Below are 26,597 nucleotides of genomic sequence, written 5' to 3'. Positions count from 1 at the left end.
GGCCCCGCTCGCCGAGCTGCGGCGGACGACGGCCGAGAGCGGAGCGGCGAGCCGGGCGGAGCCGGCGGGACGCTGAGATCCGGCCGCGGGCAAGCGGCTTCAAGCCGGCAGCAAGAGCATGCACCGACAGGCGCAAGTCATTCAGCGGCATGGCCGCAACAGGAGAAAGGTGGAGGATTACGATGAAGCTCGTTCTTTTGTCCGGAGGCTCCGGCAAGCGGCTGTGGCCGCTTTCCAACGATCTGAGATCCAAGCAGTTCCTGAAGGTTCTGGAAGATGAGGAGGGCTCGCGAGTTTCCATGGTCCAGCGCGTATGGGGGCAGATCGAGGCGGCCGGCTTCGGCGGCTCCGGTTATATCGCCACCGGCAGCAGCCAGACGGAGCTCATCCGCAGCCAGCTCGGACCGGATGTGCCGATGATCGTCGAGCCGGCCCGCAGGGACACGTTCCCCGCGATCGCTCTCGCGGCCGCATACCTGTTCTCCGTCGAGGGAGTAGGCCTGGACGAGACGGTAGCGGTTCTGCCGGTCGATCCTTATGTCGAGGAGAGGTTCTTCGAGACGGTGGCCAGCCTGGACGGCGTGCTCAGGAACACAGGCGCGGACCTCGCTCTGATCGGGGTGAAGCCGAGCTATCCGTCCGAGAAATACGGCTACATCGTGCCGGAGCAGCCGGCTTCGCCGGGAGACGAATCGTTCCGCGTGGGCGGCTTCCGCGAGAAGCCATCCGTAGAAGCGGCGGCCGGCCTCATGGAGCAGGGTGCCCTCTGGAACTGCGGCGTCTTCGCATTCCGGCTGGACTATATGCTCGCCATCATGGAATCCAAGGGCATTCCGCTCGTCTACGACCAGCTCGTCCAGGAATACTCCAGCCTCGAGAGCATCAGCTTCGATTATGAGGTCGTGGAGCGGGCGCGCAACATCGCGGCGGTCGCCTACGACGGCTACTGGAAGGATCTCGGCACCTGGAACACGCTGACCGAGGAGATGCGGGATCCCAAGATGGGGCGCGGCATCGTCAGCGGAGACTGCGTGAATACGCATCTGATCAATGAAACGGACATTCCCGTCACCGTGCTCGGCCTCTCGAACATCGTCGTCGCCGCCAGCCCGGACGGCATTCTCGTCACCGAAAAAGGAGCCAGCACGAGGCTCAAGGAATTCATCGGCCACGATCAGCGGCCCATGTACGAGGAACGCCGCTGGGGCTGGGTCCGGGTTCTCGACGACAGCCTGTATGCAGACGGAACCTGCGTGCTGACCAAGCGCGTCGGCATCGGCAGCAGCCAGAGCATCGGGTACCGGCTGCATCAGCATCGGGAGGAAGTATGGACGATCGTCAAGGGCGAGGGAGAGTTCATCTGCAACGGCACCTACATGCAGGTGAAGGCAGGGAATGTGCTGCATATCCCGATGAAGACGCTGCATGGCATCCGCGCCACGAGCGATCTCGAATTCATCTCGGTCCAGACCGGCCGCCATGAGCAGGAGAACTACATCATGGAGCTGTACAGCAGCTGGGAGGAAATCCAGCAGAACTGCATGAGAGCGTAGTTCGGCGAGGCCGCCGGAAGGAAGCACCTCCGGCCGGCCAGCCGGCAGAGGCCGGAAGGAGGATGCGGCATGGCCGTGAAGATCGCCTATTACATTTCGGATTACGGATACGGTCATGCCGCCCGCAGCATCGCGGTGATCAGGGCGATGCTGCGGCAAGCCTCGGAGCATGGCCTGCCGCTGAATCTCCATCTGGTCAGCGGCCGCGCGCTTCCTTTTCTGGAGCAGTCGCTCCGGGCGGAGTTCGAAGCGGCGGGCTGCCGCGGACATCGACTTCAGCTGCGCTACATGGACTCGGGTCCGGGCTACTCCCTGAGGCAGGGCACCTGGCAGGCGGATATCGGGCTGCTGCGGCAGGCCTACATCGCGTATGCCGGCAAAATGCCCCCCCAGATCCGGAAAGAAGCCGCATGGCTGGGAGGAGCGGGCATCCGGCTGGTCGTCTCGGATATCGTCCCCGAGGCGTTCCCCGCCGCCGCCAAGGCCGGCATTCCCTCCGCAGGCATTTCTAATTTCACCTGGTACACCGCCTATCAGGACATGCTGCCTGCGGAGCTGCTGGCTCCTCTTGCCAAAGCATACCTCGACATGGACCGGTTCATCGCCCTTCCCGGAGCGCGCGAGCCGGCGTGGGCCGCAGAGCCGAGCATCCTTGCCGGATTCTTCTCCCGGGAGGCGGGAGCCGCCGAGACGGCCCAGCTGAGGAAGCGCCTGGATCCGGGCGGCGAGCGTAAGCTGGTCTGCTTGTTCCCGGGCAGGGACACGGGCAAGGTCGATCTGCTGCAAAGCCTGCCGCTGCTGAGCGACCGGAGATGGCTGCCCATCGTGTCTTCGACGATGGAGCTGCCCGAAGGCTCGGGGCCGGTCGTGCGGATTCCGGCCGAGGCGACGGAATCCCAGCTCTATGTCGCCGCCAGCGACTTGGTGCTGACCAAGCCGGGATGGGGCACCGTGGCGGAAGCGGTCGCCTTCGGCAAGCCGCTGGTGCTGCTGGAGAGGCCGCTGTTCCGCGAAGACCGCTGCACGATGGAGGCGCTGGCTGGGCTTCACCCCCATCTGGCGATGAGCGAGGATCAGCTCATGCGGCCGGATCTCGGCGGCCGGCTGCTGCATTGGCTGGAGGCGGCCGCCTTCTCCGGCCCGCCTGCCGCGGCAGGCCGTCCGGACGAGGCGGGGCTCATCGCGGCCCGCCTGCTGGGCTGGGCTTTGACGGGAGCCGTCCAAGAAGAAGGGAGATCCGTCCAGGCTCCTTTCGGGGAGATGATCGAATCGCAACGCTGAACGCCAAATTTCGCATAACGGGAGTGGAAGCCATGAAGATTACGGTAGTAGGGACAGGATATGTCGGGCTGGTGTCGGGGGTCTGCTATGCGGAGCTCGGGCATTCCGTCATTTGCGTGGACAAGGATCCTCTGAAAATCGCCACTTTGCAAAACGGAGATATTCCCATCTATGAGCCGGGGCTTCAGGAGCTGTCCGTCCGCAACGCGGAGCTTGGCCGGCTGAGCTTCACCTCCAGCCTGGATGCGGGAGTCAAAGGCGCCGACCTCATCGTCATCGCTGTCGGAACGCCGCCGCTGCCGGGAGGCGAAGCGAACCTCGCCTACATCGAGCTGGCTGCCAAGGAGATCGCCGACGCGATGGAAGGCTACCCCGTCGTGGCCATCAAAAGCACAGTGCCCGTCGGGACGAATGAAAAGGTTCGGGACCTGATCCGCAGCCGCACCGAATGCCCGTTCGACAGCGTCTCGCTGCCGGAGTTCCTGCGCGAGGGCTCCGCCGTTCCGGATACGATGCATCCGGACCGGATCGTCGTCGGTACGGATTCCCCGCGTGCGGAAGCTCTGCTGCGGGAGCTGCACGGCGGACTCGGGGGCGCTTTTGTCGTGACGGACATCCGCAGCGCCGAAATGATCAAGTACGCCTCCAATGCGTTTCTGGCGACCAAGATCTCCTTCATCAACGAGATTGCGAACATCTGCGAGAAAGTCGGAGCGGATGTGACGAGAGTCGCCGAAGGCATGGGCTACGACAAGCGGATCGGCTCCTCGTTCCTGAAGGCGGGAATCGGCTACGGAGGCTCCTGCTTCCCCAAGGACACGCAGGCGCTGATCCAGATCGCAGGGCATTTCGACTACGAGTTCAAGCTGCTGCGTTCCGTCGTCGAGGTGAACCAGGACCAGCGCTTCAATATCGTGCGCAAGCTCGAAGCGATCTTCGGCGACCTGGAAGGACGGACGATCGCGGTATGGGGGCTTGCGTTCAAGCCTGAAACCGATGACGTGAGGGAAGCTCCTGCCCAGGAAATCATCGGGGAGCTGCTGGATCGGGGAGTCCAGGTCCGGGCCTACGATCCCATCGCGATGGACAACTTCCGCAGCCACTTCGGCGGCGGAGCGGGAAGGGTGGAGTGGTGCTCCGGCGCGCTGGAAGCCGCCGCTGGAGCCGATGCGGTCTGCCTGCTCACGGAATGGGAGGAGTTCGTCTCCATCGACCTTGCCGAGCTTCGCGCGATGCTCCGCCAGCCGGTGCTGATCGACGGCCGCAATGCTTTCCGCGAGCAGGATCTCGCAGGCACGGACTTCGTGTACTACTCGGTCGGACGCCCCGGCATGACCCGCGGCGTGAAGGACCCGGTTCCCGAGCTGAGCTACTGATCTCTTCAAGCCCGCCCAGGCAAGCCCGGGCGGGCGAAGCTGCGGGACGGACCGGTAGGCGGCATAGCCATCCTTTCCGGGCGCTCTCCGCTGCCACCCGTACGTATCGTCCAACGGAGAACAAGCGATGGAGAAAACTATTCCAAGAGGTGAAGATGCAATGACATGGAAAAGAAAAATGACGTTGTCCACACTGGCCGCCGTCCTGGCGTCAGGCGCTGCTGCGGCTGTTCCCCCACGTCCGGCAACCCATGCCGGGCTGATCGGCCATGCCTATGCGGCCGGCAGCCTGCCGCAGCCCGGCACGATCGACCAGGCGCTGGCCCAGTTGTATGCGCTTCACGCCGCTCTTCTGGCCGGAGATCCGGCCGATTACCGGGATGTGCTGAATTTCCGCGAGGAGCTTCGCTCCCTCGATCCTGCGGCGGAGTTCGCCATTGCGGCTCCGGTATGGGACAAGATCCAGCCGAAGCTGGCGGCGACCGAGGATCTGGAATTCATCAAGAGCAATCTGTTCCTGCTCATGCGGGATACGATAGCGCTGCTGTACGCGCCGCAGGCATCCGATCTTCAGGCGATCCGCTCCAATGCGGATTACCGCCGTGCGCTCGCGCCCATCGTCCGCGCAGGCGGAGTCGACGACCTCACGATGGACGAGGTGGTCGAATTCATGTATGGGAACGGCGCGGACAAGCGCGGCGTCGAGGGCACGATCCGGGAGTTCGTGTCCCGCCTGAGCCAGCCTGAGCTGATGCAGCTGCTGTTCATGCCGGAGAAGCGCAACGAGCTCATGCTCCGGGTGCTGACGGACATGCTCGGCCGTACGGGCGACTATGCGTTCAGCCGCATGCTGCAGGCCTACGGCATTACGGGCGCGGATCTGGTGAAGGTGCTGGGCAATGCCCAGGAGCGGCTGCAGCTGGAAAAGCCTGCGGGAACGGCGCTGCTCGTCGCGCTCATGAGGATGACGAGCTCTGAGCTCGTCAAGGTCGGCAATGGCGGGCGCATGCATCAGTATTCGCTGCTGCTGAACGGCATCGCCGCTCCGGAGGGAGCGATCCGCTGGTATAAAATCGAAGGCGATGCCGATGTGCGGGTTTTCGTGAACGGGCTGGTCACCATTCCGGACGACTCGGCTGCGGGAAGCGCGCTTCTTCAGGCGAAGCTGATCAATCCTTACGGCGGACCGGAGAAGGTCGTGTTCGAGAAAAGAATTACGCTGACGGGGGAATCGGGGGCGACGCCGAGTCCGAGTCCGGATCCTGGAGCTAGTCCGACGCCGGGAACGAGCCCGGATCCAGGGGCAAGCCCGACGCCGGGCCCGGGAACGAGCCCAAGCCCGGATCCTGGAGCAAGCCCGACGCCGGGCCCGGGAACGAGCCCAAGCCCAAGCCCGGATCCTGGAGCCAGTCCGACACCGGTTCCGACGCCGACGCCGGATCCTGGAACCGGCGGAGGCTTCCCTGGATTCCCGGGCTTTCCGGGAGGAGGCTTCCCGGGCGGAGGAACGCCGGGCAGCGGCAGCGGATCCGGCTCCGAATCGGGTAACGCCGGTCCGGGAAGCATCGCCGAGCGGATCCGCTCGATCGTCGAGCACTATATCGCCCGGATCGAGGCGATCCGCAGGGAGCTGGCCGCTTCTCCGACGCCGGCGCAGCGGATCGCGCTCATCCGCGAGGCGTTCAAGGCTGCCCAGGAAGCGCTGGATGCGATCGCCAAGATCAATCTGACGGCGCAGGAGCCGGACTCGGCCGGCCTATCCGGCATCAAGTGGGATTCCGCCGATGCCCTGTCCAGCCTTGCGGCCGTGTCCGAAGCGGCGGTTTCGGTCAAGAGCGCGCTGGACGGACTGGATGGATCCGGCTCCGGCCTGGCCCAGAAGCTGCGCGTCAGCGTCCAGCTCGATGCCGGATCGGCAGGCAGCAGCTGGTCGCTGGAAGTTCCCCAGGAAGCATTGACCGCTGCGCAGACATCCGGCATCCAGTACATCGGACTGGCCGGCGGAGGCGCGCAAGTGTCCGTTCCCGTAGACGGGCACAGCGGCGACCTCCATATCAGCCTGACCCACGAGGCTGACAGCGAAGTCCGGAAGGCGACCCATCTTCCGCTCGCCTCGGGCGGATATTCGTTCAAGGTCCGCCAGAATGGACAGGCTTCCGCAGCGGCCGCCAAGCCGCTCCGGCTCTCCTTGCCGGTATCGGCGGACAGCGCGGGCAGCGACCTGCTCGGGCTCGTGAGGATCCGTGCGGGACGCGCGGTCGATTTCCAGTCCGGCACGGTATCCTCGGTATACGAGGCGGATGTGCTGGACTCGGCGGCGGTTTATGCCGTCGTGGAGAACAAAGTGGAGTTCTCCGACTTGGCGAAGGTCAAATGGGCGGAAGCGTCCATCCAGGGCATTGCCGCCAAAGGAATCATGACCGGCGTAGCTGCCGGCACGTTCGACCCGTCCCGGTCGATTACGAGGGCGGAGATCGCCAAGATGATCGTCCGAGCCTTCAATCTGGAAGGATCGTCGGCTGATATCGCGTTCAAGGACGTGAAGGCGACCGACTGGTTCGCTCCATACGTGGCTGCTGCCGTCGCAAGCGGCATTACGAACGGACGGAGCAGCGACAGCTTCGCGCCCAACGCCCCGGTCAGCAGGCAGGAGCTGGCTGTGATGGTGACGAGGGCGATGCAGGCGGCAGGCGGCTATCCGGCTCTGACGGACCCGGATGCGGCGCTGGCCGACTTCAGAGACCAGGCAGCGGTAGCGGCTTCCTTGCGGCCGGGCGTCGCTCTCGCCGCACAGCTCGGCATCGTCGGAAGCGGCGGCGTTCTCCAGCCGGCGAAGCCGGCATCAAGAGCCGAGGCCGCCGTCATTCTCTACCGGACGCTGAAGCAGCTTCAATCCTGATTGGCCTCTACGGTTGTTTCGCCGGCAGCTGCCGGCGGACAGCCGTTTTGCGCATCGGCATGGAAATCGCGAACGAGGAGGGCGTGGCATGAGAACCAGACGAATCGCGGCCGGGCTGGCCGCTTGCGGATTGCTCGGAGGAGCTGCCTTCTTCTCGATCGGCTGGGCCGGGGACAAGGCGCTCGGAATGCTGGCTGATCCGCTTGCCGGCATCCAGGAGGGGGCTGGCGCCGTGGCCGCCCCGCCTCACTCCGGAGCCGAGCCTGTCAATGCCGGACATCAAGGCGTCACGACGGACGAATCATCGGCCGGACATTCCGGTCCTCCCGCTGATCCGGAAGCGCAAGCGGATGCGGCTTCAGCGGCCGGAAAGGCTTCATCCGGCGCGCCGGAAGAGCGGGGAGGGGGACTGTCGGTGGAAGAGGCCAGGCAAGCAGGGAAGAAGCTGTCCCTGTCGGAGAAGGCGGAAGTGCTCCGTATATTGACGGGAAGCCTGGGAAGCAAGGAAATCACGGTCCTCAAGGAATTGGCCAAGGGAGGACTCAGCAAGGACGAGAAACAGGAAGTGAAGGAGCTTTTGCTGGAGCAGCTGGCGCCGGGCGACTACAACCGGCTCTCGGCGCTCGCCTTCAAGGCTGGAGCGGGCGGCGGAGGCAAGGCGGAGCAGGTCAAGCGCTGAGCAGGCGATCCATATCAAGCAAGGGGGAACGAAGAATGAAACGGACAGGGAGAAAAGCGGCGGCTTATGCCGCGGCAGCGGCTCTGCTGGTCATGGGGACAGGAGCAGGCAGCGCGGCAGCGGCAGCTGCGAAGCCGGCTGCAGCGGCGGCTCAGGCGGCTGCAGCGGCCGCTCAGGCGGTCGTGAAGGCGGAATCCATCGGAGCGAAGCTGGTCGTCGACGGCAAGCTGCAGAAGCTGAAGGAAGGAAATTATATTTTAATGGCAGGAGGCAGGGTCTACGTTCCGCTTCGTGTCGCGGCAGCAGCGCTCGAATGCAGGGTGGAATGGGATTCCAAGTCCCGGAGCGTGTCGCTGTGGACGCCGACCGCGCGCCAGCAGCAAGCTGCGGAGGGAAAGGCCGGGACGGTCTACACGGTCCCCTCGGCTCCAGCCGGCCATAAGCTCAGCCTGACGGATGCGAAGGCATCGTTCTACGCCGACGGCAAGGCGGCTGTATTGCCTAAGGACCAGCGAGCCTATATCGCCGCGGGCACGATCTATGTTCCGCTGCGTTTTCTGGCGGAGCTGTCGGGCGCGGCCGTCCAATGGACCTCCTCGAGCCAGCTGATCGAATTGTCGCTGCCGGCCGCAGGCGGGGCGGGCGGCAGCTCGGAAGGCGGCCTCAGCGGCCCTGGCGAAGGCTCCTCCGGAGCTTCTCCGGACAACCCCGGCTCGGCTGCGGGGAGTCCGGAGTCTCCTCCGGCATCCGGAGGCTCACCGGGAGGCGTTCCGGCTCCGGCAGTTCCGGGGACTGGAGCTCCGGGAACACCGTCTGTTCCCGATCCCGGTCCTTCTGTGCCGACACCAACTCCAACGGTACCGCCGGGTACCGGCAATCCGCCGGTGACCGCGCCTCCTGCGCCGACTCCCGCGCCGCAGCCTTCCTTACCGCAGAAGGATATCCAGAATGCGGCGGAGGACAAGCTCAACAGCCTCCTGGTGCAGTGCCAGAACAGGCTGATGGATGCCGCGTTCCGGTACATGCAGTCCGGCAGCGCGGAGGCGAAAAGCAAGATCCGCGCGGAAGGGGAAGCGGCGCTGGCCGATTGCGACCGCAGCTTCGAGACCATTTTGACGGACACGAAAACCAAGCTGGAAGCAGGCGGGTATTCCACAGCGATTCTCGCTACTTACCGGAACATGTACGAGGAGCAGAAGGCGATCGGGGTGAAAATGCTCGACAACATGATGCAGAAGCCTTGATCGCCGCATCTCCGGCATGGAAGGAGTGGAAGGCATGGATATGCAGAGGAAAAGGAAGAAGCGCCGGCGCCGAAGCGGCAAGCCTCGAAGCTGGAGCCTCGGCAAGCTGGCCTTGGCAGCCGTCATGGCTGCGGCGCTGGTGCCGGCCGTAACGGGATACATGCATCATCGAAGCCTGGGTGCCGATGCTGGAGAGACGGCTGTCGCTCCTCGGCTGGAGGCGAGCAAGGACAGCCCGCAGGAAGCGCATCCGATGGACCGGGAACCGGACAGCCTCGATCAAGCGGGGACAGGCCTCTCCATCGGGCAGGCTCCTCTCCCTGGGGATAAGAATCCGGCATCCGCAGCAGCCGGCAGCGGCAAGTCCGGAAGCCGCACGGCTTCGCCTGCGCCGGATACGTCTCCCTCTCCGATGGCGGAGCCGCCTCGGCAGGGAGCTTCGGCTGCCGAAGATAAGCAGCCTCTTCCAGCGACATCGCAGCCGACCGGCAAGTGGACCGATGGCGATGGAGAGGCTGCGGCGGCTGCCGATGAGGAAGTCCGCGCCTATGAGAACAAGCTGGCTGCCCTTCAGAAGCAGTGCGTAAGCGAGGCGGGAAGCGTGCTGGAGCTCGCTGGAGCGAAGTCGGACGCGATCCGCAGAGGAGAGCTCGACGAGGAGGGAGCCGCCAGGGCCGCCGGCGAGCTGAACGAAAAGATGAACGAGGCGCAGTCGTCCTGCGGCACGCGCTTCAAAGGGCTGATCCAGGAGGCTGAGCAGGCTTCCGTTCCATCCGGGAAGCGGCGGCAGTGGGAGGAAAGCTATGAAGCCTCCAGCAAGCTTTTGAGAGCCAGCTTGACGGAGCGGCTGAAAGGGATGAAGCAGGCGGGCGGCTGATCGCCGGATGGAGCGCCTGTTCCATACTGGCGGCGCCGATTTTCTTTTGAAGCAAAAAAACCGGCAGGCTGCAATCAGCCATTGCCGGTTTCGTCTTTTCGCAAGCTGCGTTCCCTTACGACTCGTTCAATGAGAAGGCGGATCAGATCGACGTCCTCGGTCTCGAGAGGAATGCCGTCCCAGTGAAGCTGCTGGAGATTGAGCCATTCACGGGCGTTGCTGGTCGGTTCCGCAGGCTCCGAGAAATCGGTCAGTCCAAGCAAGTAGTCGGATGTCGTCTGCAGCCGCCGGGCGATGGTGTGGATGGATTCAAGCGTAGGCTGGCGGTAGCCGGATTCATAACCCGCATAAGTGCTCTTGGCTACGCCGACGTAATCGGCTACTTCCTGCATGGTCAGCTTTCTCTTCTTGCGCAGCTGCTTCAGTCGTTTCGCGAACATTTCTCACCATCCCCCTTAAGGACAATATGACCCTGTCGAGCTGCCGAGGCTGCAAGTAGTCGTAGGCGATTATAAGCGCAGTACAATTCTATGTAATCTACTAACCTCATTATAGCACGGCATGCGGCAACATGCACCTAGAAAAATAGGTCATTGGAATCATGCTAGTAAGACTATAGTCACTGTTCATAAAACGATTATAAGATACGGGATATCGTTATCGGTTCTTTGTTTTTTCAATTTATCCTATACAATAACCGTAATCACGGCCGTATTCGGAATGAATGAGGAGAATTCGGGCTTGGCTTCAAGGGAAAGCGCTTGGAAGGAATGGGAGAGTCAGTAGGTTTAAAGTCCTATTATAGCGGGCAAATGGAGCCGAAGCGCTCCAGAAAATCGAAATTAGCAGCAGGCTTGCTGCCGGCATATTTAACGCAAGTGACCGTTTATGGTATGCTTTGGATAGATAGTTGTACGAACGGAGCGTATTCATTCATGGACACCAAACAATGCGCCGCGTGCGGCCGCGATAAACCCGAGGGGGCCTTTCCCAAACGCACCGGCCGAAACGGCAGAAGGGGCACTTGCCGCGCTTGCCAGCGCCGGCGCAAGCGCGGAGCCGACGAGAGCGGCAGCGCCATGCAGGCGCCTCCCGCTTCGCTCATCCTGCCGTCCCAGCCGGTGCTGTCTCCCTCGATCGTGATGGCTCCCTCCGTGGAGATTCATGCCCCGTCGGAGACGTCTTCCGCGGCGGCGGAGCAGGCAGGCGGGCTGGCCAAGCGCAAGCGCAAGCGGCGCCGGCGGCGCAAAACCCGCAAGGCGGCGGTGACGGCACATTCCCATACTCCCGGAACACGTCTGCCGTTCAAAGCCATCAAGCCGTTCAAGGGCTCGTTCACGTACGATCCTTCGCTGCTGAACGACCGGGGCACCGGCATGATCCAGCTTCGGGGCCGGCGCGAAAGCGGCAAGCGCTGGCATACGGAGATCGACCGCGATATCGCCGTGCGCATGGTGCAGGAGGGAGCGGCCGGCATTCTCCATCCGAGGCTGATCCACAAGCTCTATACGAAGAGCGATTTCAGGCTGCTCATTCTCCAGAGGGACAATTATGTCTGCCATTACTGCGGTCGTTTCGGCGATACGATCGACCATGTTTTTCCGAAGTCGAAGGGCGGCCTCAGCACCCCGGCCAACTGCGTGTGCGCCTGCTCCGAATGCAATCTCAAAAAAGCGGACACGCTCCCCGATTATCTCTGATCCACCCATACGCTGCAGCCGCCCGGCTATTCGCCGGACGGCTTTTTTTCATGCCCTCGGCAGCGCGGCTTCCGTCGGTTAGAAATTTCTCATCCGGCTCTCATCGAGCGCTGTCGGAAAGGCCGGAAAGCCGCGCGACGGCTCGATCCGGCCGCATGAGAACGACTGCCGGAAAGGATGCGCGGAGTGCCGGTTCCCAGAATCTTACTAGCCAAACCTGAAGTGGGGCGTGCTAGGATAGGGTTGTCCGGCAAGCTCGGGACGACACCAACTAGAATCTTCGCCGACGCGGAGAAAATCAGGAGGAGAATTTACGTGAACAAACGCACTTTTCTAGCGATAACAGTAGCAGCAGGCGTCGCCCTTTCCGGTACGGCCGGTTATGCGGGCACAGCCCAGGCGGCGGCAGCCAAGCCCGCATATCAATCTTATACCCTTCAGCAAATGCTCAGCTCGTACGGGGTAGATTTCCAGGATCTTTTGAATAAACTGGAGCAAGGCGGCTTCATCGTGAAGAAGCCGGTTCCGACGGCAACCCCGGCGCCAACTGCACCGGCCAAGACACCTGCGCCGACGGCGACTCCGGCACCGGTCAAAACACCTGCGCCAACGGCGACTCCGGCACCGGTCAAGACGCCGGCTCCTACCGTGAAGCCTACACCAACACCGGCTCCTGCAACGAACCCGGGATCCGGCCAGCAGGGAGCGAGCGATACGTCCTCTTATGCGCAGCAGGTCATCAACATCGTGAACCAGGAGCGCGCCAAGGTCGGTCTTGGAGCTCTTACGAGCGACACGCAGCTGACGAAGGTCGCGCTCGACAAAGCCAAGGACATGTACGTGAACAACTACTTCTCCCACACGTCGCCTACGTACGGCTCTCCGTTCGATATGATGAAGGCTTACGGAGTCACGTACAACTATGCGGGAGAGAACATCGCCAAAGGACAGCGCACGCCTCAAGAGGTCATGACCGCATGGATGAACAGCGAAGGCCATAAGGCGAACATCCTTAAGTCGAACTACACCAAGATCGGCGTGGCGTATTACAACGGCGTCTGGGTTCAGGAATTCAAAGGCTGATTATCAGCCATCTAGAAGGCTCCCCGTCTGACGGGGGGCCTTTTTGTGCTTGGCGGAATAGGTTTCCTGAAAAGAAGCACGGCCGGGCCGCGAGTCGTCGACGCCATCCGGAAAAGGCCCTTTTCGCCCTTCGCAGGCTCCATTAGAATTTTTTCATTCCGCCGGGAGGGCGGCCGGCGCCTCTGCGCCCATCCCCTTCTGCCGCATGGGATTCCGCTGCCTCAGGGAAAAATGAGAGCCTTTCATAATTGCTTCCTGTCAGTTTTTGGACGGTCCACGGCATTGAAGGCTGTGTTATTCTGAGTCCCAACGAGTTGCCGCGGACTCACATAACGGTTCCAAGCTGCATAGGGACCGCCGAACTGGAGGACATAATGACGATGACGATGACGATGACGATGAAAAAACGGATGACATCCCTGCTGCGCCCGATCGGAAGGACAGCTGCCGCTTTGCTGGCAGGAGCCGTGATCTGGACCAGCGCCTCGCCAGCATTTGCCGCCACGGATTATATCGCCAAGGACGGCGATACGTTCTGGAGCCTGTCGAAGCAATTCGGCGTTTCGCTGAACAAGCTGATGTCGTTCAACCAAGACGTCGAGGCCACGAACATCTATGCCGGACTTACGCTCTCGATACCTGCCACCGATGCGGCCAATGCGGCTGCCGGAGCCGCGATGAAGGCCAATGCGGCTGCCGGAGGCATCCAGCTGCTCTCCAAGGAAGACGGAGCCAAGCAAGTGATCGCACCCAACGGAGCCTCCTATCAGGTGGCGAAAACGCTGAACATCAAAGCGACGGCTTATACGTCCGCCGCATCGGAGAACGGCAAGTGGGGAGCAGTCGACTACTTCGGCAACCCGCTCAAGGTCGGAACGGTCGCCGTTGATCCGAAGCAGATTCCGCTCGGAACGAAGCTGTACATTACCGGCTACGATTACGAAGGCCTTCCAGCAGGAGGCATGATTGCGACGGCTTCGGATACCGGCGGCGCCATCAACGGCCAGCGCATCGACATCTTCGTGCCGGGGACGACGGCTCAAGCCCAGAACTTCGGCTTCCAATATGTCAAGGTTCATGTACTGAAATAGCAGCAGTTCAACCGGTTCCTTTCATGGGGCCGGTTTTTTTATGCCGAAGCTCTCAGCCTTTAATCGTACAGCTTGAATTCCTCTACGGCCTCCGATTCACCGAGGAGCTCGGGCACCGTAACCAATTCGTATCCCTTCTGGCGCAGCATGGCGATTATTCGGGGCAGCGCATCCAGCGTTCCGCTCAAATCCTCTCCGGTTCCGCCTCCGGCATGCTGCAGAATGATGCTTCCGGGGACGAGTGTGCGCTTTACATTGCGGATAATGGCTTCGGCGCCGAGCCCTTTCCAATCCTCCGTGTCCACGTTCCAGTTCACGACGAAATATCCGTGTCCCTGCGCCCAGCCGAGCTGCTCCGGCTTGATCTCCCCGTAAGGCGGACGCATGAAGCGGGGAGTGAAGCCGAGCTGGGGAAGCAGGATTTTATCCGTACGGCGGATCTGCGAAATGAATTCCTCCAGGGAGAGACGGGCATTGGAAGTGTGATTGTAGGAATGGCTTCCGACCGCATGGCCTTCCATCCGGATCCGCTGCACCATATCCGGATGGGCGGCGGCGCGCTGTCCGACCAGGAAAAAGGTCGCTCTGACATGCTCTCTTGCCAGAATGTCAAGCACACGAGGCGTGTAGTAGTTGTCGGGCACGTCGTCGAAAGTAAGCGCGGCACGCTTCGGAGAAGCCGGTCCTCTAGTGGCGAAGGCTCCTGGATATCGGCTCGACAGAGCCGCCCACGATACGGTTGCGCGCCGCTGCTTCCGTTTCTTGGACGAAGAATCAGGATGGGAGAGGCTGGATTCAGCGCCCGCTGTCCATGCCGCGACGGCCTTGGTCCCGGCCGAGGAGGACATGCTGCCATCGGCCGAATTCGGCGCCTGCATCAGCAGGACGGCCGCCATGACGAGGCATGCTGCCGCGGGCCGTGCAATCAGCATCTTGCGGAACGCGTCCAAGCGGCTTTTACTGCGCTTCAAGCATCATCTCTCCTTCCGGACGGAATGGGCGGCAAGCCCGCTCAAGCATTGGGATTCCTGCCGGTACATGATTCCCTGAGGAAGGTTGAATCATTCCTGCGGACAGGGCGGAGGGACAAAAAAAGCCCCCGGATTTCCCGGAGGCTTGAGGCTGCTAAACTTTGAACACTTGAATCGTCCGCTGAAGCTGGGACGCCATCTGCTGCATCCGCCCGGTTTCCTCGACGACGGTCTGGATGGCTTCGATCTGCTCGTTCATAGCGGCGGATACTTGCTGTGTTCCAGCCGCGGATTGCTGCGTAATGGCGGATATGTTCTGGATGGCCGAGGAGATCAGGCGAGCGCTTTCCTGCATGCTTTCGCTTTCTTTGGAGAAGGTGTGGATCTGTTCGGAAATGAACTGCACGCTGGAGACGATCTCGCTGAAGATCTGTTCGGTCTCCTTGATCATCTCGGATTGAAGCTGGACGGCCTGCTCGTTGATCTTCATGTTCGACGCCGCTTCCTTTACGCCCTGCTCAATTCCTTTGACCAGATGGAAAACCTCCTTGGTCGAAGCGGTCGATTCCTCGGCCAGCTTGCGGACTTCTTGGGCGACGACCGCGAAGCCGAGTCCGTGCTCCCCTGCGCGCGCCGCTTCAATAGAAGCATTGAGGGACAGCAGGTTGGTCTGCTCCGCCAGATCCGATATCGTCCTCGTAATGGAGGAGATGCCTACGGCTGCTTCGGAGAGCTTGCTGATGGCCGCCGATACCTGGGTCGCCGCTTCTTCTGTCCGGCGGGTTCCTTCCGCCTGGGTCTCGACGGAGTGGCGTCCCTTCTCGACCAGGCGCATCGCTGCTTCCGAGCGCTCATTCATCAGGCGGCTGGATTCCGCATAAGCGGAAACCTTCGTTTCAATATCGCGGATGGAATCCGTCATGTCCCCGACCTCGCCGGAGATTTCGTTGGCTCCGGTCGCAAGCTCTCCCGCTGACGAGGCCACTTGCTCCATGACGTTTTTGACCTGGCGGTTTTTCTCGAAGATGCCGGTGCTCGTCTCGCCAACCGTACGGCTGATCTTGGAGGTGTCGACAAGAATGTCCCGGAGCTTTTCGATCATGCTGTTGAAGGAATGGCCGAGCTCGCCGAGCGAGGAGCTGGAGGCGTCGACCTTCTGCGTGAAATCTCCCTTCGCGATGCGGTAGGCGACGGCGGTCATCTCCTCGATGGAGCCCATAAGCGAGCGCTCGATGATCTGGGAGAGCGGATATGCGGCCGCAGCGCAGACGGCGATCGTGACGAGGGCCGGCCACAAGGCGGAACCCGCAACCAGCTCGAAAACAAGGCTTACAAGACTGAATGCAACGACCATGCCGTACAGGGCGTACCGGATTCTGCTTTTGACGGAAAGAGAATTGTACCATTCCATGAAAATCGCTCCTTATCGATAGGAAAAGTGAAGGCTATGTATGTTAAGATGGAAAGGGAAAAACAAGGGAAAATAGGTCTTTTGAATTATCCATATTATAACATTGTACAGAGGCAAAGGTCTATAATTGTCGAATTTCTATTGAAAAACAGGGAATATAGACCCGGATAATCGTAGAATTTTATCATATTTTGTAAAAATTTAGTTGATGGCTGGTAATGGATGTCCTATAATGTCGCTACAGACCTCCTAGAAGCGTTTTGACCAAGATGCCCCGACAACAGGGGGACGGAATTCAAGGCAGGGAGGTGACATTAATGAATTCATATGGTTCTGCGCCGCTGGCCAGACAAGTCGACTATGTATTCCGCCAGCTGGAGACGGAGCTTACGCATGCTTCCGCAGGCACCGTGCTTATCCATATCCGTAATAATACTGTCGGCAAATACGGCATCCGGCATAACCCCATCGAGCTAAAAAATAATTCGGCCTCGTTCTCGCCGAAAGGGCTGACGGCAGCCCAGGTGCAGGAATTCCGGCATATGGCGGTCGAAGCCCTCAAGCACAAGAAGGAATGGACCCACGGAGAGATTTTGTACGACTTCTCGGTCCGTCAAGGAACGGCTTCCAGCTGGTCCGCGAGCATGCTTTGCGAATCGAACTATAATTTGGCGAGTTCCCCGTTCCGGTTCGAGCCCAAGCATCCGAAGCTGTACGAGCGCAAGGAAGCGGCCGAAGAGTAGCCGAACGGATGATCTCGCCATCCACATGATCTCTTCGTTTCTCTTCATCGCAACGCCCCCAAAAGAACAGCCTTTGTCCTCATCGGACAAAGGCTGTTCTTTTCTGATGGAGTTTGCGCCGGCATGCGGCGCCTTCGAGCCCGTACGGTTATTGGCGCATGCGTCCGGCGCTGCCGGAGAGCTGCTGCTCGGCAATTTCAACGAGGCGCTTCGTTATGTAGCCGCCGAGAGAACCGGCATCGCGGGTAGCCATATTGCCGTAGTAGCCGTCTTGCGGGATTTGGATGCCGAGTGCTTGCGCAGCTTCGAATTTCATTTGCTCAAGCGCTGCTTGGCAGCCTGGAACGACGAGGCGGTTGGTGCGGGATCCTGCCATGGAATTCACCTCCTAAGTGGTCTGGAGGTAGTATGCTCACATTGTTTCCAAATATATGCATCGGAAAATTCGCATGCGCCATTTCTCTCCATAACGAAGGAGATTTCAATTAAGAACGGGAATGCGGCGACGGCGGCAGGGCCGATTTTTCTCCGGAAACAGGAGCGGATGGGGAGGAAAGAGGCTGGCCGCCGCCGTGATCGTGAATTCCCTTCTCCTGCTGCCAGTCTGCCGGACTGCCTTGATCGGGCAGCATGCCGAGCAGAAGGGGAAGGAGGAAAAGGGCGTACATGGCCCATTGAAGCGGGCCCGTCTTTCCCGGCGAATGAGCGCCGCAATCGCAGTCGGCCTGGATATCGTTGCCCTGAAGCAAGGCGATGGCGGCGTACAGCTGGCATAAGGCCATGGCATACAGCGCAATTGCCGACAGCTTGATTCCTGCGAATGCGCCGGATGCGACAAACTGATGCAGCGAGTCTGTCTTGGCCAGGCCCGTCATATAGAGTGCGAACAAACCCATGATGAAGGCGCGCGCGAGCTGGTGGAGGACTTTGGTACGGTATTCCGGCTGCAAGCGGATCAGCCTCCTCTCGCAATGGGATTTTATCAGGACTTAGGACAAGAACAGCGCTTCGACGATCCAGGAGCCGGCCAGGACCAGCAGGGCTGCGGAAGCTGCCGCCGTAAGGACGAAGCGGGCGCGGAACGAGGCCAGCAGCATCATCAGGCTTTTGAGATCGATCATCGGTCCGAAAACGAGGAAGGCCAGCAGCGCGCCATGCTCGAAGCTGCCCCCGAAGGAAGCGGCGACGAAGGCGTCGGATGTCGAGCAGAGCGACAGCAGGAAAGCAAGCCCCATCAGGAACAAATGCGAATACAGCTGGCTGCCCCCGAGCTCTTCGAGCATGGGGCGGCTGACCGCGGTCTGGAACAGGGCGGCAAGCGCGGCGCCGAAGATGAGGTATTTGCCCATATCGAAAAATTCGTCCGAGGCATGGGCCATCGTGCTGATCAGCCTGCTGCCCGCGGATGCGGGGAGCTCGTCACGCCGCGTCGGCGCAGAGCCGTACATGGAGGCGAGATCGGCTTTGAGCGGATTGCCGCGCATGGATTTCCAGACGATGACGCCTGTCAGCACGGCCACGGCAAAAGCGAGCCCGGTCCGGGCGAAGGCCATTGCCGGCGCATTCCCGAAGGCGCTGTACGTGGAGTAGAATACGACCGGGTTCACGACCGGGCCGGCCAGGATGTACGCGATTCCTGCGCTTGCAGGCATGCCTTTGCGGATGAGGCGGCGGACGACGGGAATCATGCCGCATTCGCATAGCGGAAACAGAATGCCGGCCAGCCCGGCGATCAGAATGGCCGGAAGGGGGCGCGAAGGCATCAGGCGGCGAATCAGCTCGTCCGGCACGAACACCTGCAGGATGGCGGAGAAGAGGACTCCCAGCAGGACGAAGGGAAGAGCCTCGAGAATGATGCCGATAAATACCGTTTTGAACGGCTGGATATCGGCTCCCGATATTCCCGCATCTCTATGGATGATGGCAAAGGCGGCAGCGGCGGCTCCGATGGGGGCGGCTGCGGTCAGGAGCGGAACAAGGCGCTGAGGTGACATGCGAGGCCTTCTTTCTACGGTCCGGCATAGGGCCGATGAGGCCTGTACCAATGTATGCGCGGCTGCCGAGGAGCAGAACGGGCGCTCTTGACTTTTGGGGGAAGGAGGCTATAATCGGGGTAAGCAAATGGCTGTGAACAGAAACAAGTAGGCGCTGTAAGCGAAGATTTCCCAAGAGAGCCGGCGGAAGCTGAGAAGCCGGCGGAATCGGAAGGCGCCGAATGGACTCTGGAGCCGGGAGCCAGTCTCCCCGGGCTAATCCCCGTTATCGGATCCAAGGCTGGATGTTTCAGCGAATTAGGGTGGCACCACGGTCTCTCGTCCCTTGCGGAGGAGAGGCCTTTTTGTTTTTTCCATTCCACAATAGGAAGGCTTGGTTCTAATGAAGAAAGTCCTCTCGGGCATACAGCCCAGCGGTCAGCTGACGCTCGGCAATTATATCGGAGCTTTGCAGAATTTCGTCAAGCTTCAAGAAACGCATGAATGCTACTTCATGGTCGTGGATCTCCACGCCATTACCGTACCTCAGGATCCCGAAGCGCTGCGCGAGCAGTCCAAGTCGATCGCCGCGATCTACCTCGCCGCAGGCATCGATCCGGAACGCGCGTCCATCTACATGCAGTCGCATGTGCGCGCTCACGCCGAGCTGGGCTGGATTTTGACGACGCTGACCTCGATGGGAGAGCTGGAGCGGATGACGCAGTTCAAGGACAAGGCTGCCGGGAAGGATTCCGTGGGCGCAGGCTTGTTCGTCTATCCGTCCCTGATGGCGGCGGACATCCTGGTCTACAACGCCGACCTCGTCCCGGTCGGAGACGACCAGAAGCAGCATCTGGAGCTGACCCGCGATCTGGCGCAGCGCTTCAACAGCCGCTTCGGCGATTTCTTTACCGTGCCGGAGCCCTATATCCCGAAGGTAGGCGCACGCATCATGTCGCTCGACGACGCCTCCAAAAAAATGAGCAAAAGCAATCCGAATCCGGGCAGCTTCATCGCGCTGCTGGATCCGCCCGACGTCATCCGCAAAAAAATCAGCCGCGCCACGACGGATTCGGGCAGGGAAGTCCAGTACGACCTTTCCTCCAAGCCGGAGGTCAGCAATCTGATGGGCATCTACTCGCAGATGTCGGGGCTGTCTCTGCAAGAAGTAGAGGCGAAGTTCGAAGGACAGGGCTACGGTCCGTTCAAGAAAGACTTGGCCGAGCAGATCATCGCCGTCCTGGAGCCGCTGCAGGAGCGTTACCGCGATATCCGCAGCTCCGGCCAGCTCGAGGAAGTGTTGCGCCGCGGCGCCGAGAGAGCATCGGCCGAAGCCGACGCGATCGTTGCGGGCGTCAAGGAAAGAATGGGCTTCCTGAAGCCGTAAGCTGAAAGTCAAAGGAAATGCCAAAAGGGTGCCGTTCTCGGAGCTTGTCCGGGAGGCACCCCTTTTTTATAGCCGGCCTTTCAAGAACGTTTGAGACGCGACTTGAGCATGAAGCCGAGGCCGATGAACACCGTCGTGGCGACGGCGAGCGTAATGGCCAGCCAGGCGCTGAAGCTGATGGAGATTGCGGTCGCTACCATGAGAACGCAGGACAGCAGAGAGTAAATCAAGGCAAGGGGCTTGGACATGGCGGTATGCCTCCCGATTCAGATTAGGATGAGGAAGAAAATTTGAAGAGCCGTAGAATAGAACTTTCGAAACGGAACATAATAAGCTTGCAAGCTTGCAACACACATCAAAGTGCGAACTTCGAAAGGAGCAATTACAATGGCAAGCAACAACAGCGGAAGCAACAGACTGGTCGTGCCAGGTGCAAAACAAGCCCTTGAGCAAATGAAATTCGAAGCAGCACAAGAACTGGGTGTACAAATTCCAGCAGACGGATACTACGGCAACGTAGCAACCCGCGATGCAGGATCCCTCGGCGGCTACATCACGAAGAAACTCGTGCAAATCGCCGAGCAACAACTGTCGGGCCAACAACACCGCTAATAGCGGGAAGATAAACAAGAGGAAGCTCAAGGGAAACCTTGGGCTTTCTTTTTTTGCTGTTCAGGCCTGCGGAAACAAATTAAAAAAGCCCCTCTTATTGTGAAGCAAGGGGCTTCTGCGGTCAACCGCTTCGGGATGCTCTTTTAATGGAAGCAGGCTCAGTAGGTGTTCATGCGCAGCCTCTTCTGCAGCCTTTCGTCGCTCAGCCATCCGACATAGGAGCCGAGCGTGGAGTAATCCTTGTCCATCAGAACGACCGCTACGAACGGGTACTGCTTGCGGTGGCGGTAGCGCACGTCGAACCATCGCACCTCGTAGCCGTACGAATGCTCCAGCACCTCGGAGCAGGCGAACGAGGTGAAATACAGGAACGCTTTGACGGATGCGTCGAACTTCGACTGGTCGATCGCGGGATGCTCCATGCAGCGCGCGCTCCCGGACCATTTGAGCTCGCCCTTGCGCAAGTCGCCGATCATGAAGCTTCCGTCTTCCAGCCGCTTGACGACATTCCAATTGTTCAGCGTTATCGTCGGGATGAGAATATAGGCATCCCCTTCGGCATGGGAATCGTCCAGCGTCGGCAGCTTCCGGGCCACGCTTCGATGGACCTGCGTTCTCCAGATGTAATAAGCGACGAGCAGTCCATACAGAACCGGAAAGATGAGCTGCGGCTGGAAGATTCCGAAAGCCCAGAGCAGCAAGGCGATTGCATGGCCGGCAAAAATAGTCGGATCGAAAATGTGGATGATGTTCCACGAAATCCATTTGTCCGTAAAGGGCCTTGCCGCCTGGGTGCCGTAGGTATTGAAGCAATCGGAGAAAACATGGGCGGATACCGCGAGCAGCACCCACCCGGCCAGATGCAGCCAAGGCAGCGTGCCTTGATAAGCCCAAGCGATCGCTCCCGTTATCAGCGTCGTCCAGATGAGGACGGCGGGCAGGGAATGAGAGGCGCCGCGATGGTTGCGGATGTAGACGGCATTGCTTTTGAGCCGAAGGAAGCCGTCCAGATCCGGAGCCTGCGAGCCGATGATCGTGCCCGCCATCACGGCCGCGAACAGACTCGCGTTTCCTGCGACGGCCGGATCGACGGTCGACAGCCCGGCGAGTCCCAGTCCGGCGACCAGATGCGTTCCTGTATCCAGTCCAAGCACCTCCTGAAGAGTTCAAATGGCTATGGAAGCGGCCCAGACGGCCTAGAAGGCCTTGACGCCCCCGCTTCCGGTCTTTCCATTATGCCCTCGTCGATGGTTTCTTATGTCGGGCTTGGGCTGAGGGCCCGTGTCATGCTAGGATGGAGAAACTTGATGCTGCAAGGAGGAATCGGAATGAATGCCTATGCTTTGATGGTTGAATACCGCATCGAGGAGGAAGCCCGCGCGGACTATCTGGCTTTGATCGGACGGCTGGCAGAAGGCGGCGTGCCTGTATCTCTCTATGAAGGCACGGATCAGCCGAATTTGTTCGTCGAAATTTGGCCGGCAGCCTCGGAGGAGGAAGCGCGGGCATGCCAAGAAGAACGCCTCTCGGAGCGTTCTCCATGGGTTGGCATTGGCGGGATGGTCGCCGGGGGGCGTTCCCGCATCCATGCGTGGACGTTCAAGCCGTCGCTTGGACGCCGGCCATTGGCTTAGCGTTCCGTCTCGGGCGTCAGATTGGAGATCGTCTGGCCTTGGAACTGATACTCGTAGGCGATCGGGCCGTCAAAGGTGACATAGTCGAGATTCAGCGTCAGGAGCAGATAACGCATATTCGTGGCGGGATCGCGGATAATGATATGGTCGCGGCCTGCCGCCTCGATGACGCCGCGGAAAATTTTGGCGTTCCATTCCTTGTTGTTCTCATACGTCATATAGAACGTCGCCATCTTGCTGCGGTTCAAGCGCAGGATGTTCTCGACATACGATTCCTCGCGGGCCGGCACGGTCGTGATCGTTCCGGCGTTAGGCGTAATGACGGAACCGCTCGGCACGCCCGGAGGCATTTGCATGAAGGCGGCTCCCGGAATCATCATGCCGTCGTGGCTGTACATGGCGGCATTGACTCCGCCGACGCCATGCTGGCCGTAGCCCGCAGCCGCTCCGCCCACGGAAGGATGGCCGTAGCCCATGCCGGCGCCGCCGACGGAAGGATGGCCGTAGCCGGTGCCGGCGCCGCCGACGGCTGGATGGCCGTAGGCGCCATAAGAACGATAGTAATCGAAGTCATAAGTATTCGACATGAAAGGTTTCCCCGCTCTCTCTGGATAGATGCTTGATTTCGGTCAGTACACGTCCGGGCAGTCGCTGGAGGTCGGCGCGAAGAAGCAATGCGCTTTGTAGCGCCCGGTGTTGCCTTGGTTGTACCAGGTATCGGGACAATCTCCCGACGGCCTGAAAAACCACAGCGCGTTGCTGGCAGGATTCTGCCGCTCCCCGCCTATGACGCGTTTGGCGAGCCGAATTTCCTTGTCCCTGGCCTTCTGATAGAAGTAGCTCTTCTGGACCGCCTCGTATCCTCCGGGACTCTGGTACACCATGTCCGGAATGGACCGTATATTGCGGAAATCGAGGCAATTGCCGAGTACCCGGTTGACGCCGACGTTGCCCACCATCAGCATGCCGAGTTCGCCTTCGCCTTCCGCTTCCGCCCGCATCAGCCGGGCAAGCAGCTTGGTGTCCGCATCGTTGGTCTTGATGACAGCCATTATTCCTGTTCACGCTCCTTTTGCGGGAGCCTGCGGCCTGCTGTTGCTGCGGTGCCCTCCCGCCTGGGCTCCTGACCACACCTTACTGTATGCCGGGGACCGCGAGATGTGCCTGTTTTCGACTCGAAAATGAAAGCGGGGGCCAGCTCAGGGAGGCAAGACCCGGCAGCATTCGTCAACAAATAGTCTACATTGGCATGTCGAATTCATGAACTTGCCTTTCCTTACATTGTCACAAGCATTCATTTTCGGTATCATTAGTACCGTTGACTACTGAAGCCCTTAGGCGCAATGCGCTTTTGCGCTCCAAAAACAGGAGGCGCACGACTGTGTGGAAAGACTTGATTGCCCTTACCAAGCCAGGAATCGTACGCATGAACGCTTTCGCGGCTTTTGGCGGATTCTGGGTAGCTTCCCAGTGGAGCATCGACTGGCTGAAGCTTCTATGGATGCTGATCGGAACTTCTCTGACGATGGCTTCGGCCTGCGTCATTAACAATTACTGGGACCGCGAGCTCGACCTCAAGATGGAGCGGACCCGCAACCGCGCGCTGCCGACAGGCCGGCTGAAGCCGGGATTCGTCATTACTTACGGCATCATTCTCGGAATTGCCGGCCTTGCCGTGCTGTTTACCCTCGTGAACGTCCTTTCCGGCTGGCTGGGACTGCTGGGCTGGTTCGTCTATATCGTCATCTATACGATCTGGCTCAAGCGGAGCTCGACCTGGAGCACGTCCATCGGGGGCGTGTCCGGAGCGATGCCGCCGGTTATCGGCTATTGCGCCGTCACCGGGCAAGTGGATGCCGGGGCTTGGCTGCTCTTCGCCTTCCTCTTCCTCTGGCAGCCGGCCCACTTCTGGTCGCTGGCGATCCGCCGCGTAGAGGAGTACCGCGCAGCGGGCTATCCGCTGCTGCCGGTCGTGAAAGGCATCAAGCGGACCAAGCTGCAGATGATTCCTTATGTGCTGCTGCTCATTCCGACCGTAATCCTGCTCTACACGTATGGCTACACGGGCCAATGGTTCCTGTGGGTTTCCGGGCTGCTTACCGTCATCTGGTTCGCCCACACCTTGACAGGCATGCGCGCAAAAACCGAACAGGAGACCGAGAAATGGGCCAAGGTCAATTTCCTTATTTCCGTCAATTACCTGCTTGTCGTTTTCCTGCTCATGATCGCCAACACTTACAGAGAGCCTGGCGCGGCGTTCATTTCCAGCATCCTGCCTTGATGGTCTTACATGCCTGTCCGCCCGGACAGGCTTTACTTACATAAGAGGAGAGGTAAACGTTGCCATTCATCCGCAAGCATGCCTTCAAAATCGCCTTGTTCGCGCTTTGCGCCGCCATGGGCATCTATCTGCTCGTATCAAGCCGGGCCGACAGCACGCAGGCCGTCAATTTTCCGCAAAACAGCCCTGCGCCTGAGTTCACGCTTCAGAACGCTTTGGAAGACGGAAAGGAAGTCAAGCTCGCCGATTCGGACGGCAAAGTCCGCGTCGCTTATTTCTACTGGTCTCATTGCCCGGACGTCTGTCCCGCTACGACTTTCATTCTGTCCAAGGTTCAGGACAAGCTGAAGGAGGAAGGGCTCTTCGGCGACAAAGCGGAGCTGATGTCCATCACCTTCGATCCGGAGCGCGATACGCCTGAAGCCATCCGGACCTTCGCCTCCAAATTCCATGCCGATCCGGCGGGCTGGCTGTTCCTGCGCAATCCGGACGAAGCCGCCACCGCCAAGCTGGTCAAGGATTACGGCCTGTCCCTGCTTAAGGACGCCGACGGCAATTACAGCCATAACGACGTGTTCACGCTGATCGACAAAAAGGGCAATATCCGCAAATACATTACCGGCGGCATGGATCAATCGATGACGCCGGACCAAAAGGCGGATTCCATCGTGACAGCCGTCAAAAGCCTGCTGAAAAAATAAGCCTCTTCCGAGAGGCCGCTGGGTCTGTCATTCCTGCAAGAAATTGCAGGAATTTTTTTTGGACCTGAAGGAAGGAGTGGCACGCATGGCATTGCTCGGCTCGATTCTGCTGCATAACATCATTCCGCTGTGCGTTATGATCCTGATCGGGGTCGTGCTGCAGCGGATTTTCGTGCTCGACATCCGCACGCTGTCGAAGCTGAACTTTTATCTCTTTTCTCCGGCCGTCATCTTCAAGCTTTTGTATACGACCGACATTCCGTTTTCGCTGATCGGCCAGGTGCTGCTGTTTTTCGGCGTATTCATGGCGTTCCAGTACGCGCTTGTGGAGATCGTCATCCGACTGAGGGGATTTCAGGGGGGCATGAAGGCGGCAATGCGCAACAGCGTGCTGTTCTACAACAGCGCCAATTACGGCATTCCGCTCAACCAGCTGGCTTTCGCTGCGAATCCGTTCACGCTGTCGATTCAGGTGCTCGTCATGATGATGCAGTCGCTGCTGCCGAACACATACGGCATCTACAGCGTCAATGAGCATAAAAGCAGCTTCCGCGACATCCGGCGCACGATTCTGTCGCAGCCGGTCATTTATGTGATTCCGCTCGCTTTTGCGCTGCGCGGCTTCGGCGTCGGCATTCCGGTCTATCTCGCGACGCCGCTCGATTATGTGGCGAATGCCTTTATCGGGACGGCTCTGCTGACGCTCGGCGTGCAGCTCGGGAGCATGAAGCGCGGCAGCGGCAAGGGGAAGACGGCGGATCTGGGGCTTTCCCTGGCGCTTCGCCTGGCGGCAGGCCCGGCGCTGGCCGCCTTGACGGTCTGGCTGCTTGGCATCGACGGCCTCGCGGCCAAGGCGCTTATCGTGAGCTCGGCGGTGCCGACTTCGCTCAGCAGCGTTCTGCTGGCGGTCGAATTCGACAACGAGCCGGAGTTTTCTTCGCAGGCGGTGCTGTTCTCGACGATATTGAGCATCGGCACGGTGACGGCGGTCATTGCTCTGCTTCAGATATAGCGGCCGCCAAAGCTTGAATGCTCAGTCCGCTGTGGAAGCCCGCTGCGCTCAAGTGCTCAAGCCCGGCAAGCCCGCTGCGCTCAAGTGTT

27 protein-coding genes are annotated in these 26,597 nt (G+C 60.3%); 17 read left to right on the top strand and 10 right to left on the bottom strand.

The annotated features are described in order from the left end of the window. Positions 1-182 precede the first annotated feature (182 nt). The 7 genes from PHU01S_RS23300 (at position 183) to PHU01S_RS23270 (ending at position 9,909) form a co-directional block, all read left to right on the top strand. Entirely contained in the window at positions 183-1,553 is a 1,371-nt protein-coding gene (locus PHU01S_RS23300) for a sugar phosphate nucleotidyltransferase (RefSeq protein ID WP_127510179.1), read from the top strand. A 69-nt stretch (positions 1,554-1,622) separates the two neighbouring features. Further along, positions 1,623-2,834 carry a glycosyltransferase family protein gene (locus tag PHU01S_RS23295; RefSeq protein ID WP_127510177.1) on the top strand — a complete coding sequence of 404 codons (1,212 nt, stop codon included), beginning with the start codon at positions 1,623-1,625 and terminating at the stop codon, positions 2,832-2,834. Positions 2,835-2,866: 32 nt separating this feature from the next. Continuing rightward, entirely contained in the window at positions 2,867-4,210 is a 1,344-nt protein-coding gene (locus PHU01S_RS23290; RefSeq protein ID WP_076353642.1) for a UDP-glucose dehydrogenase family protein, read from the top strand. Positions 4,211-4,370: 160 nt separating this feature from the next. Next, positions 4,371-7,109: an S-layer homology domain-containing protein gene (locus PHU01S_RS23285; protein WP_076353644.1), complete on the top strand. Its 2,739-nt coding sequence runs from the start codon at positions 4,371-4,373 to the stop codon at positions 7,107-7,109. Between the two features lie 88 nt (positions 7,110-7,197). Continuing rightward, a complete protein-coding gene (locus PHU01S_RS23280) occupies positions 7,198-7,788 on the top strand; it encodes a hypothetical protein (protein ID WP_076353646.1) in 591 nt (196 codons plus the stop codon). 35 nt (positions 7,789-7,823) lie between these two features. After that, positions 7,824-9,032, top strand: a complete 1,209-nt coding sequence (locus PHU01S_RS23275; RefSeq protein ID WP_127510175.1) for a copper amine oxidase N-terminal domain-containing protein — start codon at positions 7,824-7,826, stop codon at positions 9,030-9,032. Positions 9,033-9,066: 34 nt separating this feature from the next. Further along, positions 9,067-9,909, top strand: coding sequence for a hypothetical protein (locus PHU01S_RS23270; protein WP_127510173.1), 843 nt, complete (start codon positions 9,067-9,069; stop codon positions 9,907-9,909). A gap of 74 nt (positions 9,910-9,983) precedes the next feature. On the opposite strand, the gene PHU01S_RS23265 is transcribed toward PHU01S_RS23270, so the two are convergent. Then, complete coding sequence (locus PHU01S_RS23265) at positions 9,984-10,349, bottom strand: helix-turn-helix domain-containing protein (RefSeq protein ID WP_076353652.1); 366 nt, start codon at positions 10,347-10,349, stop codon at positions 9,984-9,986. Between the two features lie 495 nt (positions 10,350-10,844). Here PHU01S_RS23265 and PHU01S_RS23260 point away from each other — a divergent pair, with 495 nt between their 5' ends. The 3 genes from PHU01S_RS23260 (at position 10,845) to PHU01S_RS23250 (ending at position 13,783) form a co-directional block, all read left to right on the top strand. Then, entirely contained in the window at positions 10,845-11,609 is a 765-nt protein-coding gene (locus tag PHU01S_RS23260; protein ID WP_164763171.1) for an HNH endonuclease, read from the top strand. Positions 11,610-11,924: 315 nt separating this feature from the next. After that, the gene (locus tag PHU01S_RS23255) at positions 11,925-12,692 is read left to right on the top strand and encodes a CAP domain-containing protein (RefSeq protein ID WP_232316882.1); all 768 of its coding nucleotides are present in this window, start codon (positions 11,925-11,927) and stop codon (positions 12,690-12,692) included. Positions 12,693-13,066: 374 nt separating this feature from the next. Next, entirely contained in the window at positions 13,067-13,783 is a 717-nt protein-coding gene (locus tag PHU01S_RS23250) for a 3D domain-containing protein (protein WP_246029323.1), read from the top strand. Positions 13,784-13,842: 59 nt separating this feature from the next. Here the strand turns inward: PHU01S_RS23250 and PHU01S_RS23245 are convergent, their stop codons facing one another. Together PHU01S_RS23245 and PHU01S_RS23240 are read right to left on the bottom strand one after the other, a co-directional pair. Beyond that, positions 13,843-14,754, bottom strand: a complete 912-nt coding sequence (locus PHU01S_RS23245; RefSeq protein WP_246029322.1) for a polysaccharide deacetylase family protein — start codon at positions 14,752-14,754, stop codon at positions 13,843-13,845. 154 nt (positions 14,755-14,908) lie between these two features. Continuing rightward, a complete protein-coding gene (locus PHU01S_RS23240; RefSeq protein ID WP_048747327.1) occupies positions 14,909-16,165 on the bottom strand; it encodes a methyl-accepting chemotaxis protein in 1,257 nt (418 codons plus the stop codon). Positions 16,166-16,482: 317 nt separating this feature from the next. Here PHU01S_RS23240 and PHU01S_RS23235 point away from each other — a divergent pair, with 317 nt between their 5' ends. After that, positions 16,483-16,908, top strand: coding sequence for a hypothetical protein (locus PHU01S_RS23235; protein WP_021879718.1), 426 nt, complete (start codon positions 16,483-16,485; stop codon positions 16,906-16,908). Between the two features lie 148 nt (positions 16,909-17,056). On the opposite strand, the gene PHU01S_RS23230 is transcribed toward PHU01S_RS23235, so the two are convergent. The 3 genes from PHU01S_RS23230 to PHU01S_RS23220 all read right to left on the bottom strand — a co-directional run bounded on the left by PHU01S_RS23230 (position 17,057) and on the right by PHU01S_RS23220 (position 18,902). Then, positions 17,057-17,284, bottom strand: a complete 228-nt coding sequence (locus tag PHU01S_RS23230; protein ID WP_127510169.1) for an alpha/beta-type small acid-soluble spore protein — start codon at positions 17,282-17,284, stop codon at positions 17,057-17,059. Between the two features lie 109 nt (positions 17,285-17,393). Then, positions 17,394-17,858, bottom strand: coding sequence for a DUF1980 domain-containing protein (locus PHU01S_RS23225; protein WP_021879716.1), 465 nt, complete (start codon positions 17,856-17,858; stop codon positions 17,394-17,396). Between the two features lie 39 nt (positions 17,859-17,897). Continuing rightward, positions 17,898-18,902: a permease gene (locus PHU01S_RS23220; protein ID WP_127510167.1), complete on the bottom strand. Its 1,005-nt coding sequence runs from the start codon at positions 18,900-18,902 to the stop codon at positions 17,898-17,900. Between the two features lie 382 nt (positions 18,903-19,284). Here PHU01S_RS23220 and trpS point away from each other — a divergent pair, with 382 nt between their 5' ends. Further along, positions 19,285-20,268 (top strand): tryptophan--tRNA ligase, encoded by a 984-nt coding sequence (trpS, locus tag PHU01S_RS23215; RefSeq protein WP_048747322.1) that lies wholly within the window; start codon positions 19,285-19,287, stop codon positions 20,266-20,268. A gap of 80 nt (positions 20,269-20,348) precedes the next feature. Here the strand turns inward: trpS and PHU01S_RS25980 are convergent, their stop codons facing one another. Continuing rightward, positions 20,349-20,516 carry a DUF5325 family protein gene (locus PHU01S_RS25980; RefSeq protein ID WP_021879713.1) on the bottom strand — a complete coding sequence of 56 codons (168 nt, stop codon included), beginning with the start codon at positions 20,514-20,516 and terminating at the stop codon, positions 20,349-20,351. 139 nt (positions 20,517-20,655) lie between these two features. Between PHU01S_RS25980 and PHU01S_RS23210 the strand changes: the two genes are divergently transcribed. After that, on the top strand, positions 20,656-20,880 hold the full coding sequence (locus tag PHU01S_RS23210; protein ID WP_048747320.1) for an alpha/beta-type small acid-soluble spore protein: 225 nt from the start codon (positions 20,656-20,658) through the stop codon (positions 20,878-20,880). 158 nt (positions 20,881-21,038) lie between these two features. Here PHU01S_RS23210 and PHU01S_RS23205 read toward each other — a convergent pair whose 3' ends face one another. Then, a complete protein-coding gene (locus PHU01S_RS23205; RefSeq protein WP_127510182.1) occupies positions 21,039-22,025 on the bottom strand; it encodes a metal-dependent hydrolase in 987 nt (328 codons plus the stop codon). A gap of 183 nt (positions 22,026-22,208) precedes the next feature. On the opposite strand from PHU01S_RS23205, the gene PHU01S_RS23200 reads away from it, so the two are divergent. Next, positions 22,209-22,514 carry a hypothetical protein gene (locus PHU01S_RS23200; RefSeq protein WP_069202456.1) on the top strand — a complete coding sequence of 102 codons (306 nt, stop codon included), beginning with the start codon at positions 22,209-22,211 and terminating at the stop codon, positions 22,512-22,514. Here PHU01S_RS23200 and gerQ read toward each other — a convergent pair. Together gerQ and PHU01S_RS23190 are read right to left on the bottom strand one after the other, a co-directional pair. Beyond that, the gene (gene gerQ / locus PHU01S_RS23195; RefSeq protein WP_084781391.1) at positions 22,511-23,101 is read right to left on the bottom strand and encodes a spore coat protein GerQ; all 591 of its coding nucleotides are present in this window, start codon (positions 23,099-23,101) and stop codon (positions 22,511-22,513) included. The genes PHU01S_RS23200 and gerQ overlap by 4 nt on opposite strands. Before the next feature lie 42 nt (positions 23,102-23,143). Next, positions 23,144-23,566 (bottom strand): cell wall hydrolase, encoded by a 423-nt coding sequence (locus PHU01S_RS23190; protein WP_048749727.1) that lies wholly within the window; start codon positions 23,564-23,566, stop codon positions 23,144-23,146. 329 nt (positions 23,567-23,895) lie between these two features. Here PHU01S_RS23190 and cyoE point away from each other — a divergent pair, with 329 nt between their 5' ends. The 3 genes from cyoE (at position 23,896) to PHU01S_RS23175 (ending at position 26,508) form a co-directional block, all read left to right on the top strand. Continuing rightward, on the top strand, positions 23,896-24,795 hold the full coding sequence (gene cyoE, locus PHU01S_RS23185) for a heme o synthase (RefSeq protein WP_232313340.1): 900 nt from the start codon (positions 23,896-23,898) through the stop codon (positions 24,793-24,795). A 59-nt stretch (positions 24,796-24,854) separates the two neighbouring features. Next, positions 24,855-25,496 (top strand): SCO family protein, encoded by a 642-nt coding sequence (locus PHU01S_RS23180; RefSeq protein WP_021880871.1) that lies wholly within the window; start codon positions 24,855-24,857, stop codon positions 25,494-25,496. 85 nt (positions 25,497-25,581) lie between these two features. Continuing rightward, entirely contained in the window at positions 25,582-26,508 is a 927-nt protein-coding gene (locus tag PHU01S_RS23175) for an AEC family transporter (protein ID WP_127510165.1), read from the top strand. The last annotated feature ends 89 nt before the right edge of the window (positions 26,509-26,597 follow it).

This window comes from Paenibacillus humicus NBRC 102415 (assembly GCF_004000905.1).
In the GTDB taxonomy this organism is placed as follows: Bacteria; Bacillota; Bacilli; order Paenibacillales; family Paenibacillaceae; genus Paenibacillus_O; species Paenibacillus_O humicus.
Note: the sequence above shows the minus strand (reverse complement) of the source record. Positions and strands in the feature narration are given on the sequence as shown.

Coding starts and splice junctions, on each gene's coding strand:
- PHU01S_RS23270 (WP_127510173.1), top strand. CDS start 9,067: ATGGATATGCAGAGGAAAAGGAAGAAGCGCCGGCGCCGAAGCGGCAAG.
- PHU01S_RS23190 (WP_048749727.1), bottom strand. CDS start 23,566: ATGGCTGTCATCAAGACCAACGATGCGGACACCAAGCTGCTTGCCCGG.
- PHU01S_RS23220 (WP_127510167.1), bottom strand. CDS start 18,902: ATGTCACCTCAGCGCCTTGTTCCGCTCCTGACCGCAGCCGCCCCCATC.
- PHU01S_RS23280 (WP_076353646.1), top strand. CDS start 7,198: ATGAGAACCAGACGAATCGCGGCCGGGCTGGCCGCTTGCGGATTGCTC.
- PHU01S_RS23285 (WP_076353644.1), top strand. CDS start 4,371: ATGACATGGAAAAGAAAAATGACGTTGTCCACACTGGCCGCCGTCCTG.
- PHU01S_RS23275 (WP_127510175.1), top strand. CDS start 7,824: ATGAAACGGACAGGGAGAAAAGCGGCGGCTTATGCCGCGGCAGCGGCT.
- PHU01S_RS23210 (WP_048747320.1), top strand. CDS start 20,656: ATGGCAAGCAACAACAGCGGAAGCAACAGACTGGTCGTGCCAGGTGCA.
- PHU01S_RS23175 (WP_127510165.1), top strand. CDS start 25,582: ATGGCATTGCTCGGCTCGATTCTGCTGCATAACATCATTCCGCTGTGC.
- trpS (WP_048747322.1), top strand. CDS start 19,285: ATGAAGAAAGTCCTCTCGGGCATACAGCCCAGCGGTCAGCTGACGCTC.
- PHU01S_RS25980 (WP_021879713.1), bottom strand. CDS start 20,516: ATGTCCAAGCCCCTTGCCTTGATTTACTCTCTGCTGTCCTGCGTTCTC.
- gerQ (WP_084781391.1), bottom strand. CDS start 23,101: ATGTCGAATACTTATGACTTCGATTACTATCGTTCTTATGGCGCCTAC.
- PHU01S_RS23265 (WP_076353652.1), bottom strand. CDS start 10,349: ATGTTCGCGAAACGACTGAAGCAGCTGCGCAAGAAGAGAAAGCTGACC.
- PHU01S_RS23260 (WP_164763171.1), top strand. CDS start 10,845: ATGGACACCAAACAATGCGCCGCGTGCGGCCGCGATAAACCCGAGGGG.
- PHU01S_RS23295 (WP_127510177.1), top strand. CDS start 1,623: ATGGCCGTGAAGATCGCCTATTACATTTCGGATTACGGATACGGTCAT.
- PHU01S_RS23290 (WP_076353642.1), top strand. CDS start 2,867: ATGAAGATTACGGTAGTAGGGACAGGATATGTCGGGCTGGTGTCGGGG.
- PHU01S_RS23230 (WP_127510169.1), bottom strand. CDS start 17,284: ATGGCAGGATCCCGCACCAACCGCCTCGTCGTTCCAGGCTGCCAAGCA.
- PHU01S_RS23240 (WP_048747327.1), bottom strand. CDS start 16,165: ATGGAATGGTACAATTCTCTTTCCGTCAAAAGCAGAATCCGGTACGCC.
- PHU01S_RS23250 (WP_246029323.1), top strand. CDS start 13,067: ATGACGATGACGATGACGATGACGATGAAAAAACGGATGACATCCCTG.
- PHU01S_RS23235 (WP_021879718.1), top strand. CDS start 16,483: ATGAATTCATATGGTTCTGCGCCGCTGGCCAGACAAGTCGACTATGTA.
- PHU01S_RS23200 (WP_069202456.1), top strand. CDS start 22,209: ATGAATGCCTATGCTTTGATGGTTGAATACCGCATCGAGGAGGAAGCC.
- PHU01S_RS23300 (WP_127510179.1), top strand. CDS start 183: ATGAAGCTCGTTCTTTTGTCCGGAGGCTCCGGCAAGCGGCTGTGGCCG.